Annotated in this window: 19 protein-coding genes; 3 read left to right on the top strand and 16 right to left on the bottom strand. The window is 71.2% G+C overall.

The features are described from left to right. The 13 genes from ACIQMR_RS27240 to ggt form a co-directional block, all read right to left on the bottom strand. Entirely contained in the window at positions 1-1,542 is a 1,542-nt protein-coding gene (locus ACIQMR_RS27240) for an NCS1 family nucleobase:cation symporter-1 (RefSeq protein ID WP_401392451.1), read from the bottom strand. Between the two features lie 41 nt (positions 1,543-1,583). Beyond that, positions 1,584-2,585: a TIGR03842 family LLM class F420-dependent oxidoreductase gene (locus ACIQMR_RS27235; RefSeq protein ID WP_401392448.1), complete on the bottom strand. Its 1,002-nt coding sequence runs from the start codon at positions 2,583-2,585 to the stop codon at positions 1,584-1,586. Positions 2,586-2,594: 9 nt separating this feature from the next. Beyond that, complete coding sequence (gene hydA, locus ACIQMR_RS27230) at positions 2,595-3,998, bottom strand: dihydropyrimidinase (protein ID WP_401392445.1); 1,404 nt, start codon at positions 3,996-3,998, stop codon at positions 2,595-2,597. Between the two features lie 19 nt (positions 3,999-4,017). Next, on the bottom strand, positions 4,018-5,298 hold the full coding sequence (locus ACIQMR_RS27225) for an aspartate aminotransferase family protein (protein ID WP_401392442.1): 1,281 nt from the start codon (positions 5,296-5,298) through the stop codon (positions 4,018-4,020). After that, on the bottom strand, positions 5,295-6,137 hold the full coding sequence (locus ACIQMR_RS27220) for a nitrilase-related carbon-nitrogen hydrolase (protein ID WP_266386781.1): 843 nt from the start codon (positions 6,135-6,137) through the stop codon (positions 5,295-5,297). Before ACIQMR_RS27220 ends, ACIQMR_RS27225 begins: the two co-directional genes overlap by 4 nt. A 178-nt stretch (positions 6,138-6,315) precedes the next feature. Next, complete coding sequence (locus ACIQMR_RS27215; protein WP_401392439.1) at positions 6,316-7,872, bottom strand: UL36 very large tegument protein; 1,557 nt, start codon at positions 7,870-7,872, stop codon at positions 6,316-6,318. Positions 7,873-7,966: 94 nt separating this feature from the next. Further along, positions 7,967-8,356, bottom strand: coding sequence for a PPOX class F420-dependent oxidoreductase (locus ACIQMR_RS27210; RefSeq protein WP_401392436.1), 390 nt, complete (start codon positions 8,354-8,356; stop codon positions 7,967-7,969). 22 nt (positions 8,357-8,378) lie between these two features. Beyond that, positions 8,379-8,630 (bottom strand): helix-turn-helix domain-containing protein, encoded by a 252-nt coding sequence (locus ACIQMR_RS27205; protein ID WP_401392433.1) that lies wholly within the window; start codon positions 8,628-8,630, stop codon positions 8,379-8,381. 82 nt (positions 8,631-8,712) lie between these two features. Beyond that, positions 8,713-9,945, bottom strand: coding sequence for a cytochrome P450 (locus ACIQMR_RS27200; RefSeq protein ID WP_401392431.1), 1,233 nt, complete (start codon positions 9,943-9,945; stop codon positions 8,713-8,715). A gap of 27 nt (positions 9,946-9,972) precedes the next feature. Further along, positions 9,973-11,367, bottom strand: coding sequence for an NAD(P)/FAD-dependent oxidoreductase (locus ACIQMR_RS27195; protein ID WP_401392428.1), 1,395 nt, complete (start codon positions 11,365-11,367; stop codon positions 9,973-9,975). Further along, positions 11,357-11,587, bottom strand: a complete 231-nt coding sequence (locus tag ACIQMR_RS27190) for a ferredoxin (RefSeq protein ID WP_266386798.1) — start codon at positions 11,585-11,587, stop codon at positions 11,357-11,359. Before ACIQMR_RS27190 ends, ACIQMR_RS27195 begins: the two co-directional genes overlap by 11 nt. Before the next feature lie 104 nt (positions 11,588-11,691). After that, positions 11,692-12,330, bottom strand: a complete 639-nt coding sequence (locus ACIQMR_RS27185; RefSeq protein WP_401392425.1) for a hypothetical protein — start codon at positions 12,328-12,330, stop codon at positions 11,692-11,694. A 104-nt stretch (positions 12,331-12,434) separates the two neighbouring features. Beyond that, positions 12,435-14,240 carry a gamma-glutamyltransferase gene (ggt, locus tag ACIQMR_RS27180; RefSeq protein ID WP_401392422.1) on the bottom strand — a complete coding sequence of 602 codons (1,806 nt, stop codon included), beginning with the start codon at positions 14,238-14,240 and terminating at the stop codon, positions 12,435-12,437. Between the two features lie 105 nt (positions 14,241-14,345). On the opposite strand from ggt, the gene ACIQMR_RS27175 reads away from it, so the two are divergent. Next, a complete protein-coding gene (locus ACIQMR_RS27175; RefSeq protein WP_401392419.1) occupies positions 14,346-15,098 on the top strand; it encodes a hypothetical protein in 753 nt (250 codons plus the stop codon). A gap of 63 nt (positions 15,099-15,161) precedes the next feature. Here the strand turns inward: ACIQMR_RS27175 and ACIQMR_RS27170 are convergent, their stop codons facing one another. Continuing rightward, the gene (locus ACIQMR_RS27170) at positions 15,162-16,427 is read right to left on the bottom strand and encodes a cytochrome P450 (RefSeq protein WP_401392416.1); all 1,266 of its coding nucleotides are present in this window, start codon (positions 16,425-16,427) and stop codon (positions 15,162-15,164) included. Beyond that, positions 16,424-17,197, bottom strand: coding sequence for an alpha/beta fold hydrolase (locus tag ACIQMR_RS27165; RefSeq protein ID WP_266386813.1), 774 nt, complete (start codon positions 17,195-17,197; stop codon positions 16,424-16,426). The genes ACIQMR_RS27170 and ACIQMR_RS27165 overlap by 4 nt, the downstream gene beginning before the upstream one ends. Before the next feature lie 211 nt (positions 17,198-17,408). Between ACIQMR_RS27165 and ACIQMR_RS27160 the strand changes: the two genes are divergently transcribed. Next, positions 17,409-18,623 (top strand): Ig-like domain-containing protein, encoded by a 1,215-nt coding sequence (locus tag ACIQMR_RS27160; RefSeq protein WP_401392412.1) that lies wholly within the window; start codon positions 17,409-17,411, stop codon positions 18,621-18,623. 112 nt (positions 18,624-18,735) lie between these two features. Further along, the gene (locus ACIQMR_RS27155) at positions 18,736-20,322 is read left to right on the top strand and encodes an alpha/beta fold hydrolase (protein WP_401392409.1); all 1,587 of its coding nucleotides are present in this window, start codon (positions 18,736-18,738) and stop codon (positions 20,320-20,322) included. A 249-nt stretch (positions 20,323-20,571) separates the two neighbouring features. On the opposite strand, the gene ACIQMR_RS27150 is transcribed toward ACIQMR_RS27155, so the two are convergent. After that, positions 20,572-21,012, bottom strand: a complete 441-nt coding sequence (locus ACIQMR_RS27150; RefSeq protein ID WP_385478684.1) for a DUF6278 family protein — start codon at positions 21,010-21,012, stop codon at positions 20,572-20,574. Positions 21,013-21,033: the final 21 nt, after the last annotated feature.

The following is a 21,033-nucleotide window of genomic DNA, read 5'->3' as shown; positions in this document are numbered from 1 at the left end:
TCAGTGCCGCCGGACCCGCTGCGGAAGCATCAGCAGCGTGTACAGCAGCAGCGCGGCCGCGAGCCCCACCGCCCAGCCGTAGTTCGCGAGCGGCTTCAGGAACGGGATCAGCCCCTCCTCGGGGAACGGTCCCTTCCCCGGCGCGGAGTGCGAGCCGCCCACCGCCAGCACGCCGCCCACCACGAAGGCGAGGACGGCGCGCCAGTTCCAGCCGGACGTGTACCAGTAGCGCCCTTCGGGCCGGTAGAGGTCCGCCAGGTCCAGATGGGCGCGGCGGATGATCCAGTAGTCGGCGATGAGGATGCCGGCGACGGTGCCGAGCAGTCCGCCGACGAGACCGAGCCAGGTGAAGATGTACAGCTCGGGGGTCTCGGTCAGCTTCCACGGCATGATGAGGACGCCGACGACGCCCGTGATCAGCGCGCCGGTACGGAAGTTGACGAAGCGCGGCGCGAGGTTCGCCAGGTCGTACGCGGGTGACACCACGTTCGCCGCGATGTTCACGGAGATCGTCGCGATCAGCACCGTCACCAGGGCGAACAGCAGCCCGAAGACGTTGTCCGTCTTGGCGGCGAGCTGGACCGGGTCCCAGATCGGCGCACCGTACACGGCCTGGGAGCCGGAGGTCACGAACACCGACAGCAGCGCGAAGAGCGTCATGGTCGTGGGCAGGCCCAGCGTCTGGCCCCAGACCTGGGCGCGCTGACCGGCGCCGAAGCGGGTGAAGTCCGGGATGTTGAGGGACAGGGTGGACCAGAAGGCGATCATCCCCATGAGAGCGGGGAAGAACACCGGCCAGAAGTCCTCGCCCCAGCCGAGCTTCGAGGGCTGGTCGAGCAGCGGGCCGAAGCCGCCCGCCTTCACGGCGATCCACACCAGCAGCACCAGCGCGCCGACGATGACGAACGGCGCCGCCCAGTTCTCGAATCTGCGCAGGGTCTCCATGCCCCGGTAGATGATGGCGAGTTCGAGCACCCAGAAGACGAGGAAGCACAGCCACAGCGTCCACGGCTGACCGCCGATCTCGGCCACCTCCGCCCAGCCGCCGAAGATGGTGCCGAGCAGCACGAAGATGCCCTGGCCGCCGATCCAGGTCTGGATGCCGAACCAGGCGCAGGCCACCGCGGCCCGGATCAGCGCCGGGAGGTTGGCGCCGCGCAGCCCGAAGGAGGCGCGCGCGAGCACCGGGAAGGGGATGCCGTACTTGGGCCCGGCGTGCCCGGTGAGCAGCATCGGGAACAGCACGATCACGTTGGCCAGCGCGATCGTGAAGACGGCCTGTTTCCAGTCCATGCCGAGCGCGACGAGCCCGGAGGCGAGCAGCCACGACGGGATGTTGTGGGCCATGCCGACCCACAGGGCGGCGAAGTTGTACGTGGTCCAGTGGCGCCGGGCGAACGGGACGGGCAGCAGATCGCCGTTGACGAAGCGGCCTTCGTCGGGGAGGGCGCCGGGGACGAGCTCCACCCGGCCCTGGGCATCGGTTATCTGGCCGGAGCCGGACGGGGAGGGGGACGGGGCCGGGGGGACGGTCGCGGTCATGGACGGGACCCTTCAGCGGTGGCCGGCGGGGAGGGCGGCCTTCAGCGGTTGAGTGCGGGGATGATCTCGGCCCCGTAGGCGTCGATCGTCGCTTCCTTCGCGTCGTGCATGTTGTAGACCGCGAACTGGTCCACGCCCAGGTCGCGCAGCGCCTTCAGCTTCTCGATGTGCGCGGACGCCGGGCCGAGCAGGCAGAAGCGGTCGACGATCTCGTCGGGCACGAAGTCCGTGGAGGGGTTTCCGGCCTTGCCGTGGTGGCTGTAGTCGTAGCCGTGCCGTTCCTTGATGTACGCGGTCAGCGCCTCCGGCACCATGTCCGAGTGCTCTCCGTAGCGGGAGACCAGATCGGCGACGTGGTTGCCGACCATCCCGCCGAACCACCGGCACTGGTCGCGGGCGTGCGCCAGATCGTCACCGACGTACGCGGGCGCGGCGACGCAGATGGTGATCGTCTCCGGGTCGCGTCCGGCCTCGACGGCCGCTGTGCGCACGGCCTTCACCATCCACTCGGTGAGGTAGGGGTCGGCGAGCTGGAGGATGAAGCCGTCGGCCCGCTGCCCGGCGAGGGCCAGCGCCTTGGGCCCGTACGCGGCCATCCACACCGGCAGTTTCCCCTCGCGGACCCAGGGGATCCGCAGCGGCTGTCCGTCGACGACCGTCTCGCGCCCCTCGGCGAGGTCGCGGATGACTCCGATCGCCTCGCCGAGCCGCGCCAGGGTGTTGGGCCGGCGGCCGGCGACGCGCATCGCGGAGTCGCCTCGGCCGATACCGCAGACGGTGCGGTTGCCGTACATGTCGTTGAGGGTGGCGAACGTGGAGGCGGTGACCTCCCACGTCCTGGTCCCGGGGTTGGTGACCATGGGGCCCACGTGCATCTTCTGCGTGTGTTCCAGGATCTGGCTGTAGATGACGAACGGCTCCTGCCACAGGACCGCCGAGTCGAACGTCCAGCCGTAGCGGAAGCCGTTGCGTTCCGCGCGCCGCATCAGGCCCACGACCGCCGAGGCGGGCGGATCGGTCTGCAGGACGAGTCCGAAGTCCACCGGGACCTCCTAGTTAAGGTACTGACAGGTGGAGCGGGGGGTGTACACGCCGTGGCCGGCCCGGCCCGTGAACTCCCGCTGGTCGATGACGACTTCGCCGCGCGACAGGACGGTCTCGACCTGTCCGGTGATCCGCTTGCCCTCGTAGGCCGAGTAGTCGACGTTCATGTGGTGGGTCTGCGCCGACAGGGTCTGCGACGCGCCCGGGTCGTACACGACGATGTCGGCGTCGGCGCCGGGGGCGATGGTGCCCTTCTTGGGGTAGAGGCCGAACATCCGGGCGGGCGAGGCGCAGGCGATCTCGATCCAGCGGCGGCGGGAGATGTGCCCGTCGAGGACCGCCTGGTGCAGCAGGTCCATCCGGTTCTCCACGCCCGGGAGCCCGTTGGGGATCTTGGAGAAGTCACCGCGGCCGAGGTCCTTCTGGCCCGTGAAGCAGAACGGGCAGTGGTCGGTGGAGACGACCTGGAGATCGTTGGTCCGCAGTCCCCGCCACAGCGCGGCCTGGTGCTCCTTGGGCCTGAGCGGGGTGCTGCACACGTACTTCGCGCCCTCGAAGTCCGGCTCGGCGAGATTGTCGGTGGACAGGAACAGATACTGCGGGCAGGTCTCGCCGAAGACCGGAAGTCCCTTGTCGCGGGCGGTGGCGAGCTCCGCGACGGCCTCCTCTGCCGAGACGTGGACGACGTACAGCGGAGCGCCGGCGACCCGGGCGAGCTGGATGGCGCGGTGCGTGGCCTCGGCCTCCAGCAGCACCTTGCGGACCTCGCCGTGGTAGCGGGGATCGGTCTCGCCACGCGCCAGGGCCTGTTCGACGAGGACGTCGATGGCGATGCCGTTCTCGGCGTGCATCATGATCAGCCCGCCGTTGGAGGTGCCTCGCTGCATGGCGCGCAGGATCTGGCCGTCGTCGCTGTAGAAGACGCCGGGATAGGCCATGAAGAGCTTGAAGGAGGTGACGCCCTCCTCGACGAGCAGGTCCATCTCCTTGAGCGAGGACTCGTTGACGTCGGAGAGGATCATGTGGAAGCCGTAGTCGATCGCGCAGTTGCCGTCGGCTTTCGCGTACCAGGCGTCGAGCCCTTCGCGCAGTCCCTGGCCCTGTGTCTGGACGGCGAAGTCCACGATGGTGGTGGTGCCGCCCCAGGCGGCGGCCCGCGTTCCGGTCTCGAACGTGTCGGAGGCGAAGGTGCCGCCGAACGGCAGCTCCATGTGGGTGTGCGCGTCCACACCGCCCGGGACGACGTACTTCCCGGTGGCGTCGATGGTGCGGTCGGCGCTCCAGCTCTCGGCGGCGGTGGAGCCGTGGGCGGCCAGCGCGGCGATGCGGCCGTCCTCGATCAGTACATCGGCATGGGTCTCGTCGGCCGCGGTGATGACGAGTCCGCCGCGGATCAGGGTGCGGTTGCTCATGGTCTTCCCCTCGCGTGGACTAGAGGCTGCGCAGCGTTCGTTCGAGGATCGAGGCGCCCTCTTCCGCCTCGGCGACGGTGAGGGACAGCGGCGGCGCGATCCGCAGCACGCTGGTGTTGTGGGCGCCGCCCTTGCCGATGAGCAGCCCGCCCTCGCGTGCCGCTTCGAGTACGGCCGTGGCGGCTTCCGGAAACGCCTCGTCCGTGCCGGGCCTGACCAGTTCGACACCGATCATCAGTCCGCGTCCACGCACCTCGCGCACGGCGGGGGCCCCTGCGGCGATGGCGCGGAGCCGCTCGATGAGCAGTCCGCCGACGCGGCGGGAGTTGCCCTGGAGGTCGTGTTCCAGGAGGTACGAGAGGTTCGCGAGCCCGGCGGCCGCGGTGACGGGTGAACCGCCGAAGGTGGAGATGGAGTTGGCGTCGATGCAGTTCATCACGTCGGCGCGGGCCACGACCCCGCCCAGCGACATGCCGTTGCCGATGCCCTTGGCGAAGGTGAGGATGTCCGGCGGGCCGCTCGCCGCGTGGGCCTGCCAGCCCCAGAAGTGGTCGCCGGTCCTGCCCCAGCCGGTCTGCACCTCGTCGGAGATCCACAGGATGCCGTGCCGGTCGAGGACTTCGCGGAACGCGGCGTAGAGGCCGTCCGGCGGCGAGGTGAATCCGCCGACGCCCTGGACCGGTTCGGCGATCAGCGCGGCCACGTCGTGGGTGTGGCCGAGCAGGTCCTCCAGATCGGCCACGCATGCCTCGGTGAACTGCGCGTCCGACAGCGCCGCGTACGGGCCGCGGGTGCGGACGCCCCCGTGCACGTACAGCGTCTGCAGCGGGGAGAGGCCGGTCGGGGACCAGGCGCGGTTGCCGGTGATGGACACGGCCGAGAAGGAGCGGCCGTGGTAGCTGTTGCGCATGGCCAGGATCTGGTTGGACCTGCGGTACGCGGTGGCCAGCAGCAGGGCGGTGTCGTTGGCCTCGGTACCGGAGGTGGTGAAGAAGACCCGGGCGTCGGGGATGCCGGAGAGGGCGGCGACGCGCTCGGCCAGTTCGACCATGGGGCGGTTCAGGTAGAGCGTGGAGGAATGGACGATCCGCCCGGCCTGCTCGCTCACGGCCTTGGTGACCTCGGGCAGGGCGTGGGCGGTCATCGTGGTGAGGATGCCGCCGAAGAAGTCGAGGTAGCGGTTGCCGGCCGCGTCCCAGACGTACCGTCCCTCGCCGTGGGTGATCTCGACGGGGTCCTTGTAGTAGAGGGCGACCCAGTCGGGGATGACGGCGCGGTGCCGCTCGTAGAGGTCGCTCACGGCTGCACCAGCCCCTCGTACGCGTCGGGCCTGCGGTCCCGGTAGAACGCCCACTGCTGGCGCACCTCGTCGATCAGGTCGAAGTCGAGGTCCCTGACGACCAGTTCCTCCGCCTTGTCGCTGGCGACGTCCCCGACGAACTGCCCGCGCGGGTTGACGAAGTAGCTCGTGCCGTAGAAGTCGTTGTCGCCGTACTCCTCCTGGCCGACCCTGTTGATGGCGGCGATGAAGTACTCGTTGGCGACGGCGGCGGCGGGCTGCTCCAGCTGCCAGAGGTAGGCGGACAGGCCCCGGGAGGTCGCCGACGGGTTGTAGACCAACTGGGCTCCTCCGAGTCCGAGTTGGCGCCATCCCTCCGGGAAGTGGCGGTCGTAGCAGATGTAGACGCCGACCTTGCCGACAGCGGTGTCGAAGACGGGCCAGCCGGCGTTGCCCGGCCTGAAGTAGTACTTCTCCCAGAATCCCTTGACCTGCGGGATGTGGTGCTTGCGGTACTTGCCGAGGTAGGTGCCGTCGGCGTCGATCACCGCGGCGGTGTTGTAGTAGAAGCCCGAGTCCTCGACCTCGAAGACGGGGACGACGATCACCATGCCGGTCTCCCGGGCGAGGTCCCGCATGCGCAGAACGGTGGGGCCGTCGGGTACGGGCTCCGCCCAGCGGTAGTGCTCGGCCTCCTGCACCTGGCAGAAGTACGGGGCGTTGAAGACCTCCTGGAACCCGATGACCTTGGCGCCCTGGCGGGCCGCCTCGCGAGCGTGCTCCTCATGTTTGGCGATCATGGATTCGGTGTCGCCGGTCCAGGTCGCCTGGACGAGTGCGGCGCGTACGACGTTGGTCATGAGCTGCTCCTTCGACAAGACGTCAGAGCCTCTACGCACGTAGATGCGATACGTAGGAGGAGAACGTAAGCCCCGTCACACACTGGGGCAAGACCATCGTCGACAACCCGCAGTGTCGATCATGTTTCGCACCCGAGCGGTCGACATACAGCGTATACCGTACGTTTTCCGGCGCACTTCAGCCGCTGATGAGCCCTGCGACGCGCAGCGCGTGCACGAGGTCGCGCTCCCGGTCGGCCGACACCGCACGGGCGGCGGAGAGCAGTTGCGGGACGAGGCGGCGGGGAGCCGTGGCGGCGATCCCGGCACTCTCCTCCGGGGTACGGACCCGCAGGAAGGCTTCCAGCAGGGCGTCCGCCTCGCGCCGGGCACCGGCGTCGGCGAGCGCGAGCACGGCGTCGGCGATCTCGCCCGCGGGGCGGGCGACGCCCTGGCGCAGCAGTTGGCCGCAGTCGTCGTCCCGGCCCGCCGCGGCGAGCGCGCCCGCGGCGGCGGCGAGCCGGCCGGGCGGCAGCGAGGCCACCTCCCAGAGCAGGGTGGCCCAGTCGGCGCCGAGCCCGGCGCGGTGCAACTCGGCCGCCAGCACCGGCAACCGGCCGACGGGACCGGCGGCGGCCTCGCACAGCAGCGCGTGCGCCTCTCCGCTGCGCCCCTCGGCCCGTAACCGCCAGAGGACGGCGACGGCCGCGAGGGCGGCACGCTCCTCCTCCGCGTCGCCCGGCGCCGCGTCGGGTTCCACGGCCGCGGCGGCCGGCTCGCCGGCTCCGCTCCCGCCGAACCGCGCGCCGCGCGGGCGCGTCCCGCCCATGGGCAGGTCGGGCACGTCGGTCACGGGTACGGCGACGGCCTCCTCGCCGTCCTCGCCGCCCTCGGCGTCGTCCAGCCAGGCGTATCTCGCCCCGCGCGGCCGCCGCTTCCCGCGCCGCCTGCCACCGCGCGCCGACACGTCCGGCCCGGCGGCCTGCTGACCCTGCGCCACCTCGTCCCCGGCCGCCCGCGTGGACGGCCGGGGCACCGCCGTCGGGTCCCGGTCCTCGCGGAACGACGGGCCCCTCACCTCCAGGCCGGACCATGCGTCGGGCTGCCCGGCGGCGCCGGACTCCTCCATGGCCCCGGGCTCCTCCATGGCCCCGGGCTCCTCCGCGGCGGGGCGGAACCACGCACCCGGTGCCGCGTCGCGTCGCGAGGCGTCCGCGGCGGACGGGCCGGCCAGGGTGAACGGGCCGGCCGGGGGCGGGCCCGGGGGCGGTGCGAGTGCGGCGAGGCGGGACGTGAGTTCCGAGCAGCGGGCCGTGGCGCGAGTGTGGTCGTCGTTGGTCCAGGACAGTTCATGGGCGAGGCGCTGGTGTTCGGGGCCGCCCTCGGGGAGGACGGCCAGCCGGCCCAGGAGTTCCTGCCCGCGTGCCGCCGCGTGGGCCTGTTCGCGGCGCATGAGTTCCAGCCGCTCCAGGAGGGCTTCGCCGCCGCCCGCCCGGCGGTCGTGGGCGGCCGCCGCGGCCGCGTGCAGCGCCCCTGCCCTCGCCGCCTCCGCCTCGTCGGCGACGAGGTCGTCCAGGAGCGAGCCCACCACGTCCCACGGCGGGACCTCCGCACCCCGCAGGCACGCCGACAGTCCGGCGAGGTCGCGCTGCCGGAAGACCGCGTACCAGCCGCTCTGCGGGTCGAGGCGTTCCGTCAGCTCCCTCAGGTACCGCGCGAACGCCCCCACCTGTACGGGGAGTTGATGCACCGCCATTGCCTGCCCGCCCTCCGCATCGGGTTCGCAGGCATTCGACCTCAGCCGTGTTACGCCACGGCTACGGGGAGTTTTCGTGGGCGGTGCGGATCGCTCAACGTGTCCGGAGCGTCACTGCGATGCCGGTGTGCGGGCGCTTGCCGAGGCGTACGACGGCGGCGGGCACGTCGACGAGCCAGAACTGCCAGGTGTACTTGCGGGCCAGGAGGCCCCGGACCTTCTTCAGCTCCGCGCCGTCCAGCAGCCGCGCCGTCCCCTCCACGACGTCGGCGCCCTCCTCGACGCGGCCGCGCACATCGCACGCGGTCACGGTGACCCGGCCGTCCCTGCGCAGCCGCTTGACCTTCCAGGAGTCGGAGCGGGTCCAGACGTAGACCTCACCGCCCTCGACGGCGAACCACACGGGCGTCGCGACGCCCGTCCCGTCCTTCCGGAACGTGGTGAGGCTGACGTACTTCGCGCGGTCGAGCTCCTGGAGGTCCACGCGCGCGAGCCTACGCGCCCCCTCAGGCCGGCACGAGCGCGCAGCGGGTCACGATCTCGTCCATGGACAGACCCAGCGCGCCCGCGAGCGCCGCCACCGTGAAGAACGCGGGCGTCGGCGCGCGGCCCGTCTCGATCTTGCGGAGCGTCTCGGCGGAGAGACGGGCGGCCGCGGCCACCTCCACCATGCTCCGCGAGCCGCGCGCCTCGCGGAGCATCCGGCCGAGCCGCTCTCCGCGTTCACGCTCTTCGGGTGTCAGGGGGGTACGCACCATGCCGTCATACTAATACCGCTTCAAGCGGCACGGTAATGGGCACGGTCGGGATCACGATGGCCGCCGTCGCGGCCTTGCCCGCTCAGGGCCTGATCTCGTCGCAGGCGATCGGCAGATGACGGGGACCGCGCAGGACGGCGTTCTGGCGGTACTCGGGCGGATCCTCCAGCAGCCGGGGATTGACGAGCCTGCGGGCAAGTTCGCTCAGCGCGAGCTGCGCCTCCAGCCTCGCGAGCGGCGCGCCGAAGCAGCTGTGGATGCCGCTGCCGAAGCCCAGGTGCTCGATGTCCTCGCGGTCCGGGTCGAAGCGCTCGGGCTCCTTGAACCGCTGCGGGTCGCGGTTGCCCGCGGCCACGACGAGCCACAGCGACGCGCCCTTGGGGATGGTGACGCCGCCGATCTCGATGTCCGCGAGCGTGGTGCGGTTCGGCACCAGTTGCACCGGAGGCTCGAAACGCAGCAGTTCCTCCACGATGGGGACCGCCAGCTTCGGGTCGTCGCGCAGCCGCTGGAGCACGTCCGGGTTGCGCAGCAGCGTCAGCATCCCGTTGGTGATCAGGTTGACCGTGGTCTCATGGCCGGCGATCAGCAACAGGGCGGAGGTGCTGAGCAGTTCCATCGTCGTCATCGACCCGTCCGGGCCCTTGAGATTCGCCAGTTCGGACAGCATGTCGTCCTGGGGGTTCTTGCGGCGCTCCTCGATCAGCCCGGCCAGATACATGCCCAGTTCCGTACGGGCCTTCTGCGCGACCTTGTTCCGTTCGGTCGGGTCCTCCCCCGGCATCGGGTCCAGGCTGGCGGCCAGGGTGTCCGCCCAGGTGTGGAAGCGCGACTCGTCCTCGCGCGGAACACCGAGCAGCCGGCAGATCACGGTCACCGGGAAGGGGTAGGAGAACTGCTCGACCAGATCGATCCGGTCCGTGCTCCCGATGCCGTCGATGAGGCCGGTGACGATCTCGTCCAGTTCGCCCCGCATCTCGTGGATCCGGCGCGCCTTGTGGGGCGGTCCGAACGAGGTGTTCGTCATCCGGCGCAGCCGGTCGTGCTCCGGGGGGTCGAGCCGGATGAAGCTGGGCGGCAGGGTCGACTCGTCGTTCGCGTCGAACCCGGGGCCTCCGGGCACGGCCAGATTGTGGGGATCGGAGCTGACGCGGGGATCGTGCAGCAGGCTCAGGATCTCCCAGTAGGTGCTCACGACGTACGCGCCGTCCCCCTCGTTGAGCACCGGCGTCTTGCGGAGCTCCGCGTACAAGGGATACGGGTTCGGACGGTTGCCGTACTCGAGGATCTGGCGCAGGAGATTGCCTTGGGTCATGACGAGTTCCTTGAGGTCGCGCGCGGATCAGTGCCGGCCGGGGGTGAAGGTGATCCGCCGGTCCGCCGGCGAATAGCCACTGAGGGTGACGGTCGGGCCGTGCGTGGGCACCGACGGGTCGGGGAAGTCGGCGGACACCGGCCGCGCTCCCTCGGGACGGCGGTCCACGGTCGGGAACTGCGGCGGGAACGGCGCGGTCGACTCGATCAGCTGCTGGTAGAAGGGCAGCCATCGCGCGTCGTCGAAGGTGACGGCGCCGATGACACGGTCCTGGAACCCGTAGACGGCGGCGAATCTGTGCTCGGCGAGCGAGCCCTGCGTGACGATGATCTCCGTACCCATGGACGGCACGCCGACCGACTTGATGTTGACGCCGAACTGGGAGGACCAGAAGGCGGGGATCCACATGTGGGGGCGGCGGTCCACGCTTTCGCAGAGCATGTTGTGCGCCGCGGTCTCGGCCTGGGTGACGGCGTTGCCCCAGTGCTCCAGGGACAGGAACTGGTAGTTGAACAGCGGGTGCGGGGAGCGTGCCACGTCACCGGCCACGAAGATGTCGTCGGTGACGATGCCGCGGATGTCGAAGGCCCGGCAGCCGGCGTCGCAGGCGATGCCGCGGGGGCCCGCGCCCAGGCCCGAGCCGGCGAGCCATTCGGTGTTGCGCGTCGCGCCGAGCGACACGACGACGACATCGGTCTCGACGCTGGAGCCGTCGGAGAGATGGGCGGCACGCACCCGGCCCGCCGAGTCGCCTTCGAGACCGGTCACCATGACGCCGGTGCGCAGGTCCACGCCGTTCTCGCGCTGCATCTGGGCGGCGACCTCACCGACGACGCCGCCGAGGGCGCCCACCAGGGGGGCGGCGCCGCGTTCCGCGACGGTGACCTCGATGTCCCGCTCGCGGCACGCGGAGGCGATCTCCGAGCCGGTGAACCCGGCTCCGATCACGAAGACCCGGCGGGGGCCGTCCGCCAGCCGCTTCTGCAGCGCGGTGGCGTCGTCGCGGGTGCGCAGGACGAAGACCCCGTCGAGTTCGGCCTCGCGCTCGTGCGGCCACGGCCGTGCGCGTACGCCGGTGGCGATCAGCAGCCGGTCGTACTCCACCTCGTCGCCGTCGGCCAGCCGCACCCGCTTGGCGGCCATGTCGAGCCCGGAGGCGGGGACCCCGAGCCGCCACTCGGCGTCGAGGGCGCGGCGCCGGGGCAGGGCCGTGTGGTCGGCGGTGGCCTTGCCCAGCAGGACGCCCTTGGACAGCGGGGGCCGGTCGTACGGCTCGTAGGGCTCGTCGCCGATCATCGTGAGCGTCCCGGCGAAGCCGCCGTCCCTCAGGGTCTCCGCGGCTCTGAGGCCGGCCAGGGAGGCGCCCACGACGACGATGCGGCCGTCGCGCTTGAGTCGGTCGAGGTATCCGTCAACGGACATCGAGAGGCTCCCTCGGGGTCACGGTCTCGTCGGACCGGTCCATGAGGATGGCCTGCACCGGACAGGCCGCCACGGCCTGGCTCACCTCGTCCCGGCGTGCCTCGTCGACCCGCGGGTTGTAGAGCAGCGACTCCTCGCCGTGCATTTCGAAGACGTCCGGTGCGAGGAACGCGCACTGCGCGTAGCCCTGACAGCGGTTGAGATCGACGACAACTCTCATCACGGTTCAGCCCTTCCCGTGCCCGGTCGGTCACCGGTGTCAGGATGCGCTCGCGTCCCCGTTGCCGCATGTCAAGGCGGGCCGCGGGAGTGAACCCTCGGGCGTCAGAGCACGTCGGCGGGCTCGGGCCGGGAGTGCAGCCGGAGCCTGATCAGATGGATGCCGATGATCACGGACCAGGCGGGGAAGACCATCTCGGACCACGGGAAGCCGGATCCCGCGACCAGGAGCACCAGGCCCGCCACGTATCCCAGGACGGCGAGGGGCCGCGGGAACACCCCGAGCCGGTGGCCGATGGTCGAGGTGGCGAAGATGAAGACGGCCGCCATCCGCATCGAATAGGTCGTCAGCAGGGTGTACGCGAAGTTGCGGCCGAACGCCGACGGCGACTGGTCGTCCACGATGCTGCCCGCGGCCGCGGCGGCGCCGAACATGCTGGCCACGAAGATCATCCCGCTGCCGAGGAACACCGTGGCGACGAACTTGTCCTCCGCCTCACCCACCTGCGCGCGCAGCGCGCCCATGAACCACAGGAAGAAGATCCCCGCGAACGGCACGAGCTCCAGCGCCAGGCGCACCGCTCTTCGCCGGTCGGGACTCAGCGTGTCGTCCGCCGCCCCGGCGGCCCCCTCGGGAATCGCCAGCCGCATCAGCACGATGGCGGCCGCCAGCAGCACCGCGAACACCACCCCGGCCAGCCCCGCGGCCCGCGGGGTCCGCAGCCGCTCTCTGTTCGGCTCCATGGACCACTCGCTTTCTCTCCCGTCCAGCAAGCAGCCCACCCGGTCCCTGCGCCACCGGAAGCAACCCAGGCGGGTTAGCTCGAGCCGGGGGCCGGGCGCGGGGCCTACGGGGTGGCCGGTTGGACCACCATCGCCGAGCCGCCGCCCCGGCGGGTCCTTTCCGCGGCTGCCAGCCAGCGGCCGTCCGGGAGGCGCTGGACGCCCGTGGCCGCTCCGATCTCCGGGTTCTGGCGGAAGGCGTGGCCGAGGGATTCCAGTTCGGCCCGCAGCGGGCTGTTCCATAGGGCAGGTTCGAGTTCGGTGGTGGGCTGGTTGCGCTGGCTGGCGCGGGGGGCGGCGATGGCGTCCACGAGGGGCAGGCGGCGGTCGATGACGCCGGTCAGTGTCTGCAGCGCCGTGGTGATGATGGTCGCGCCGCCCGGGGAGCCGAGCGCCAGTACGGGCCGGTCACGGTGGTCGAGGACGATCGTCGGCGACATGGAGGAGCGGGGGCGCTTGCCCGGGCCCGGCAGGTTCGGGTCGTGGACCGCGGGGTCGGCAGGGGCGAAGGAGAAGTCGGTCAGCTCGTTGTTCAGCAGGAAGCCGCGCCCGGGGACGGTGATGCCGCTGCCGCCGGTCGACTCGATGGTCAGGGTGTAGGCGACGACGTTGCCCCACTTGTCGGCGACCGTGAGATGCGTCGTGTTCTCGCCCTCGTACGTCGTCGGAGCAGCCTTCCCCGCGTGCGCGCAGGCCGCCGGCTTCCGCGGGTCGCCCGGCGCGAGCGGGCTGGTCAGGACCGCGTCGTCGCGGATCAGGCACGCCCGTGAGTCCGCGTACCGCTGCGAGAGCAGCTCCCGTACGGGGACGTCCTCGAACGCCGGGTCGCCGACCCAGCGTCCCCGGTCCGCGAACGCGATGCGGCTCGCCTCGATGAAGCGGTGCAGGTACTTCGCCTCGGACAGCCCCGAGAGGTCCGTCCCCTCCAGGATGTTGAGCGCCTCCCCGACGCTCGTGCCGCCGGACGACGACGGCGCCATGCCGTAGACGTCGAGCCCTCGGTACGTCATCCTCGTCGGCAGCCGCCGCAGCGTCCGGTAGTCGGCCAGGTCGCGCGCGGTCAGATCGCCGGGGCGCACGACGCGTGTCGCGCCCTCCCGTACGCCCGGCTCGCGCACGGTGTTCACGATGTCCCGGGCGATCGCGCCCCGGTACAGCGTGCCAGTGCCCTTGCTCGCGATCTCCCCGTACGTGCGCGCGAGCTCCGGGTTCCTGAACACCGATCCGACGACGGGCAGCTGCCCGCCCGGCAGGAACAGCTCCGCGGTGGCCGGGAAGTCCCGGAACCGCGCCTCGTTCGCCTGGGTCTGGGCGCGGAACGTCGCGTCCACGGTGAAGCCGTCCTTCGCCAGCCGCTCGGCCGGCTTCAGCAGCTGACGCAGCGGCCGGCTGCCCCACGCGCCGAGCGCCGCGTCCCAGGTCGCGGGCGTGCCGGGGGTGCCGACGCCGAGGCCGCTGGTCACGCCCTCCTCGAAGGGGACGGGCTTGCCGTTCTCCAGGAAGAGCGAGGTGTCGGCCGAGCGTGGCGCGGTCTCGCGGCCGTCGATCGTGTGGACGGTGCGGGTGCGGGCGTCGTAGTACACGAAGTAGCCGCCACCGCCGATGCCGGCCGAGTACGGCTCGGTGACACCGAGTGCCGCGGCCGTCGCGACCGCCGCGTCCACCGCGTTCCCGCCTCCGCGCAGCACCTCGATGCCCACGGCCGAGGCGTCCGCGTCGACACTCGCGACGGCTCCCCCGTGGCCGGCGGCCACGGGCTGCTTGACCGGCTCCGGTACCGCGGAGCCGGTCGGCGGCGCGGCACCACCGGCGGCCAGTACGGCCAGCACGACGGCGGGAACCGGAAGATGACGGACGGCTTTGCGACGCATGCGTACCTCCAGCCGGCGGACGTCCGCGCAGCGTAACGTCAGCGCACTCGGTGCGTCAGGACCACATCGAACATTGTTCCGCTCGGCCCGCTAGCATGCGCGCCCATGAATGAAGACCTGCGCAACATCGTGCTCGGCGTGGTGGCCGCCGGTATCAGTGCCTCGCTCGGCTGGATCGCCCGCACCTATCTGTGGCGTCGCAAGCTCCGTCGCAAGCAGGCCTTCTTCGGTCTCCCGGGCAATTCCGAGTGCCTGCTCGTGGTCAACCGCGAGGCCGGCAGCGAGGGCGCGGTCCACCGCTTCGACGTGTTCGCGCTGATGGAGCTGTCGGCGCTCGTGAAGGACTGCGGTGCGAATGCGCAGATCGTCCAGCACGACGTCGCCCAGCAGGGCTTCGGCGACCGCACCGAGTTCTGCGTCGGAGGCCCCTACTCCAATCGCCGGATGGCCGCGCACCTCAGCAGTCTCCTGCCCGGAGTGGCGATCAACACGGATGTGGAGCCGGGGCCCGACCGCGGCGCGTTCCAGATCGGCTCCGAGCGCTACCGCCTGGAGGCGGGCACCACCGAGTACGTGCTGCTGGCCCGGCTGACCGCGGGTGAGGGCGGCCGGCCGGTGTTCCTCTTCTGCGGGCAGCGGGCGATAACGAACCAGGCGGCCACCCGCTATCTGGCCCGCCACCACGAGAAGCTGGCGCGCAAGCACGGCGGCAACTCCTTCGTGCTGCTGCTGAAGGTCGTCAACACCCAGGCGTACGGCCCGGACGTCGTCGAACTCGTCGCCGATGTGACCCGGGCGGCGCAGTCCCCCGCCCCGGCGGTCCGCACATCCCACCGGGCCACGAGCAAGTCGGACTGAACGGGGCCTGACCGAGCGGGCCGCGCCGGGCCCGGCCGCACCGTCGGGTGTCCGCGAGCGGCGTCACGGCCCGTCCAGGCCCAGCGGCAGGGACTTGAGGCCGTTGATGAAGTTCGACACCAGCCGCCTCGGCGGCGCGGCCACCGACACCGCGGGAAGCAGCGCCCTCGCCTCCTCGTGCAGCACCCGCAGCTGGAGGCGGGCGAAGTGCGCGCCGAGGCAGACGTGCGGCCCGTCGCCGAAGGACACATGGGGGTTCGGGGAGCGGGCGAGGTCGAGGCGGTGGGGGTCGTCGAAGGCGCGTTCGTCGTAGTTGGCCGAGGCGTGGAAGACGACGACCTTGTCGCCCTCGCGTACGTCCTGGCCGCCGAGCGTCGTGTCGTGGGCCGCGGTGCGGCGGAAGGAGAGCACGGGCGGATGCCAGCGCAGCAGCTCGTCCACGGCGGTGTCCACCGCCACCTCCCGGGCCCGCAGCCTCCGCTGCTCGTCCGGATGCCGGGCGAGGACCAGGAAGCCGCCGGGTGCGGCGCTGCGGACGGTGTCGTTCCCGGCGACGGTGAGCAGGAAGAAGAACATCTCCAGTTCGGCGTCGGCGAGTTCGCCGCAGGCGAGCGAGGTCATGACGTCGTCGCCCGGGTTGCGGCGCTTGTACGCGGCGAGTTCCTGGGCGTAGTCGAACATCTCCCGCAGCATCGCGGGCGAACGCGGATCGACCGGCTCGCCGTCAGCTCCTCGTACGGGCGGCTCGTCCGGGTCCTGGTACGCGATGACGCGTTCGGTCCACTTCAGCAGCAGCCCCCGGTCGCTCTCCGGTACGCCGAGCAGGTCGGCGAGGTTGAGGAGCGCGTACTCGTCGGTGACGGCGGCGACGAGGTCGACGACGCCGCCGGCCTCCCGGGCCGCGCCGAGCAGCCGACGGGCCCGGTCGCGGGCGACGGCGGCGAAGCGGTCGACGCGGCCGGGGGTGAAGGCGCGGCTGACCAGCCGCCGCAGCCGGCCGTGGTCGGCCGGGCTCTGCCCCGCGCCGCGGGGCGAGGGGTCCTGGTTGAGCATCATGCGGCGGATGAACGGCAGATCGGCCGGGTCGGGGTCGCGGATCTGGGTCGCCCCGGCCCATGACGAGTACGTCCGCGCGTCCTTGAGGACGCGCACCACGTCGGCGTGCCGGGTGACGGCCCAGAAGCCGGGCCCCGCCGGCCAGCCCAGCACCTCGTACTCCTCCTGCCAGGCCACCGGGTGACGGTCGCGCAGTTCACGGAAGGAGTCGTGCGGCAGCCCGGCCGCGTAGCGCCGCGGGTCGAACACGTCGGGGACGGCGGTCGTGCTCATGCCGCCTCGGCCCGCAGGAAGTCCTCGACGGTACGGATCAGCTGCAGCGGTGTCTCGTCCATGGCGTAGTGCCCCGCGTGCGCCAGTTCGGCGACTTCGCCGCGTACGTAGGAACGCAGCCAGGTCTCCTGCATCAGGGCGGCGTTGACCGCCGGGTCGAGTGCGCCGGTCACGGCGAGCGCCGGAACGGTCGAGCCGTCGACGTCGGTGTGGAAGTCCTCCACGGCCCAGGAGTCGAGCCAGGCCCGGAACGCCTTGGCGTCGCTGCGCTCCACCGACCGCCGCACCATCCGGTCCAGCCAGGCGCCGGGCCGTACCGAACCGGTGGTGAGGTCGATGATGAGGCGCCGGTTCGCCGGGCGGTCGGCGGCGTCGGCGAACAGCCCCCACTGCTCGGGCGGCATCGGCATCCCGTGGGCCGGAACGGGCGAGACGCCGACGAGGCGCCGTACCCGGCCGGGTGCGAGGGCGAGCACCCGCTGGGCGACGGCGGCGCCCATTGAGTGCCCGACGAGCGAGAAGCGCTCCCAGCCGAGCCGCCCGGCGAGGCACAGCACATCGGCGGCGCCCTCGCTCGTGGTGTACGCGCCGGGCGTGCCCATCGCCTCACCGTAGCCGCGCAGATCGACGAAGGCGTACGTGAAGGACTCCAGGTCGAGGTCGGGGCGCACGGCGGCGAAGCCGTCGCGGTCGGCGAGCCAGCCGTGGACGGCGACGACCCGGTGCGGGCCGTCACCGAGCAGCGTGTGCGGGAGCACGAAGGGGGTCACGTCTTCTCCGTTCGCGGGGCAGCGGAGCGAGGGGACTGCGGGCGTACGCCACCACGGTGTACCGCCGTCCGCGGAACCGCCAGGGTGCAGAACCGGCGCACTGTCGGACACATCACACCCAACAGCGGTGGAAATTCCCGGCATATACGCAACCGTGCCTCTCGCTCGTTGCTCTCTTAAGGGGAGAGAGACAACTTCACGGAGGTCCGAGTTGAGCCGCAGCCGCGTCCGCGTCCGCACCCACCCGCGCACCCTGCGCGTCCGCCCGGCCGGCGTCGCCGCGACCGCCGGTGCCGTGGCCCTGACGGTCGCGCTGGCGGGGTGTTCCGGCGCCTCCGCCTCGGAGGACGGCCGGTCCGACGACAAGGGCAAACCACGGACGAGCATCACGGTGAACCTGCGGGGCACGCAGGCCAGGGCGGGCGAGCCCGTGCGGGTGACGCTCGCCGCGGGGAAGCTGCGGCAGGTCACGGTCACCGATTCCGAGGGCGGAAAGCTCGACGGCAAGGTCGCCGCCGACGGGCGCAGCTGGACCTCGTCCCGCAAGGCGGCGCCGGGCACGTCCTATGCGGTCGAGGCGCGGGACGACGAGGGCGGAACGGCGACGGCGCAGTTCACCACGGCCGCGCCGGAGAAGGTCAACAAGCTGGCCCTGGTGCCGGGCAAGAACGCGACGGTGGGCATCGCCCAGCCGCTGTCGATCGTCTTCGACCACGAGGTGAGGAACAAGGCGGAGGTCGAGCGCCACCTCAAGGTCGTCACCTCGGACGACACCCAGGGCTCCTGGGGCTGGATGGAGGACTGGTCGGGCAGGTCCCGGGTGGACTGGCGGCCGAAGGACTACTTCAAGCCCGGCACCAGGGTGACGCTCGACGCGGAGCTGAACGGTGTCGATTCGGGCGGTGACGGCGGCTGGTTCGTCCGTGACTACACGACCGGTTTCACGGTCGGCCGGCAGCAGGTGGTGAAGGTCGACCTCGACAACCACCGGCTGAAGCTGTTCCGCGACGGGACCCAGGTCAAGGACGTGCCGATGTCGGCCGGCACCCCGGGCGGCGAGAAGGGCTCCTGGCGCGGCACGGCGGTCCTGATGTCCAAGGAGGGCACGATCAACATGCGCTCCGAGACGGTCGGACTCGGCGACGCCTACGACAAGATGGTCGACTCCTCGATGCGGCTTACCTGGTCCGGGATGTACGCGCACGCCGCGCCGTGGAACGCCGCCTACTTCGGCAACGCCAACCGGAGTTCGGGCTGCGTCGGCATGAGCGACGCGGACGCCGCGGCGGTCTACGACGAGGTCCAGGTCGGCGACCCGTTCGAGATCACCGGTGCTGACGCCAAGGGCACGATCGCCCTCAACAACGGTTACGGGGCGTGGAATCTGGACTGGGCGGAGTGGCAGAAGAAGAGCGCCCTTCGCTGACACCATGTCCAACAATTGTTACGCTCGCGTAACTTACCGGCCGGTTACCTCAGGTAAGCCGTAGCGGTTACCGTCGGCTCACTTTCGGACTCGCCCAAGTCAGGAGTGAGCGATGGTCCACCCCCACAAGCCCCTGCGCACCTCGACGACCGGGGCCGTCTCGGCGGCCCTGCTGGCCGGGGCCGCCTTCGGGCTGGCCCCGGCCGCCCCGGCGGCGGCCACCGGGGCCGAGGCCGCGCCCGGTGTCCGGTTCGTCGACATCCGCGGCGACGGCGGCACCGTGCTGAAGGCCAATGTCGTCACCCCGGCGGACGCCGGCGGCTCGCGCACCTACCCCGTGATCGTGCTGCCGACCAGCTGGGCCACACCGCAGGTCGAGTACCTCGCGCAGGCCACGAAGCTCGCCGGTTCCGGCTATGTGGTGGTCAGTTACAACGCCCGCGGCTTCTGGCAGTCCGGCGGCCGGATCGAGGTGGCCGGGCCGCCGGACGTCGCCGACGCCTCCCGGGTCATCGACTGGGCGCTCGCCCACACCCCCGCCGACCCCTCCAGGGTGGGCATGGCGGGAGTGTCGTACGGCGCCGGGATCAGCCTGCTCGCCGCCGCGCACGACAAGCGCGTCAGGGCCGTCACGGCGCTCAGCGGCTGGGGCGATCTCATCGACTCCATCTACAGCGGCCGCACCCAGCACCTCCAGGCCGCCGCGATGCTCGGCGGCGCCGGGTATCTCACCGGCCGGCCCAGTGCCGAACTCGAGCAGATCCTCAAGGACTTCCTCGGCTCGAACCTGGCCAAGGAGGACGAGATGATCGCCTGGGGCAAGAAGCGATCCCCCGTCACATATCTCGACCGCATCAACGCCAACGGCACCGCCGTGATGCTCGGCAACGCCTGGGGCGACACCATCTTCCCGCCCAACCAGTACGCCGAGTTCTACGAACGGCTCACGGTGCCCAAGCGCCTGGAGTTCCGCCCGGGCGACCACGCGACCGCGGAGGCGACCGGTCTGCTGGGTCTGCCCAACGACACCTGGACCAGCGCCCACCGCTGGTTCGACCACCATCTCAAAGGCGCGGACAACGGCGTGGACCGCGAGCAGCCGGTCCGCCTCAAGTCCCGCTCCGGCGGCGGCTACGAGACCTACCCCGACTGGAAGTCGGTGGGCGCGGACGCCCGGAAGCTCGCCCTGGGCGGTACGAAGAGGATCCACGCGAACATCGATTCGGGCGCCAACGGCGGCATCCTGATGTTGTCGAACGCCCTGGACCAGTTCGTCAGGCTGCCCCCGACCGCTTCGATCCCGCTGCTGCCACGGTCGTTGGCCGCCGTGTGGCAGTCCGAGCGGTACGGCTCGGGCCGGCAGATCCGGGGGACGGCGAAGCTGCACACCACGCTCACCAGCACCAAGGAGAGCGGCACCCTCGTCGCCTATCTCTACGACGTGGGGCCGCTCGGCCTCGGCAAGCTGGTCAGCAATGCGCCGTACACGTTCCACGGCCGGACCGCGGGCAAGCCGTTCACCGTGGACCTGGAGTTGTTCTCCACCGCCTACGACGTCCCGGCCGGCCACCGTCTGGCCGTGGTCGTCGACACTGTCGACCCGCTCTACATCGAGCACAACCCGTCCGGCGCACAGCTGACCTTCTCCTCACCCGCGGCCGACCCCTCGTACCTGTCGGTCCCGCTGCGCGAGCAGTGATCACCGGCCGCTGCCGGGCCGGGCACGGCTCTACGAGCTACTGCCCGGCCCTGGAGAACGTGCGCCCCCCGCGTGGTTGTCGTTGACGTCCCTCAGCTCGATCAACAGATCGACGGCCATACGCTGCCCTGCCCCAATCTCAGCGGTGTCAAGACCACGCAAACTATCCAGCCGGACAAGGGACTTCACGCCTGACACGCACAAATGGGGCATAAGCGGTAATTGGCATCTAAATGCAATGGCGGGGTGTCAGGCCTCCGCCGCCTCCGCATAGACCTGGGACAGCTCGGGCGAACCGTGCACGGCCCAGCCCAGTCCCGCCTCCACCACATTGACCTCACGCCCCGAGGCGAGCCGCACCACGGGGTGGCCGCCGGGCCACACATGCCAGGCGGCACCCCGCACGGTCCGGACGATCACGGTGCCCAGATAGAGTCCCGCGTCGTTGCCCAGCCAGGGCAGTTCCTCCGGATCGTCCCGCCAGCGGGGCGGCAGCTGGTCGAGCGCCTCCAACGAGGCCGGGGTGTCGTCCAGTTCAAGCCCCTGCTGCCCCGCCCGGACCCGCAGCAGTTCGCACTCGGAGAGCAGCTCCGCCACACCCTCCGCGTCGCCGCCGACGGCGGAGGCAAGCGTCCGGCTCCCGTCACCGCCGTGCCGTTTGCGCCAGTTGTCCAAGAAAGGGATGTTCATACGGATCAGCCTCGCATTCCC

Origin of the sequence: Streptomyces sp. NPDC091376, from assembly GCF_044757085.1 — a bacterium.
GTDB lineage: Bacteria > Actinomycetota > Actinomycetes > Streptomycetales > Streptomycetaceae > Streptomyces > Streptomyces pratisoli.
The sequence above is the reverse complement of the archived record's forward strand: the minus strand, read 5'-3'. Positions and strand labels throughout refer to the sequence as shown.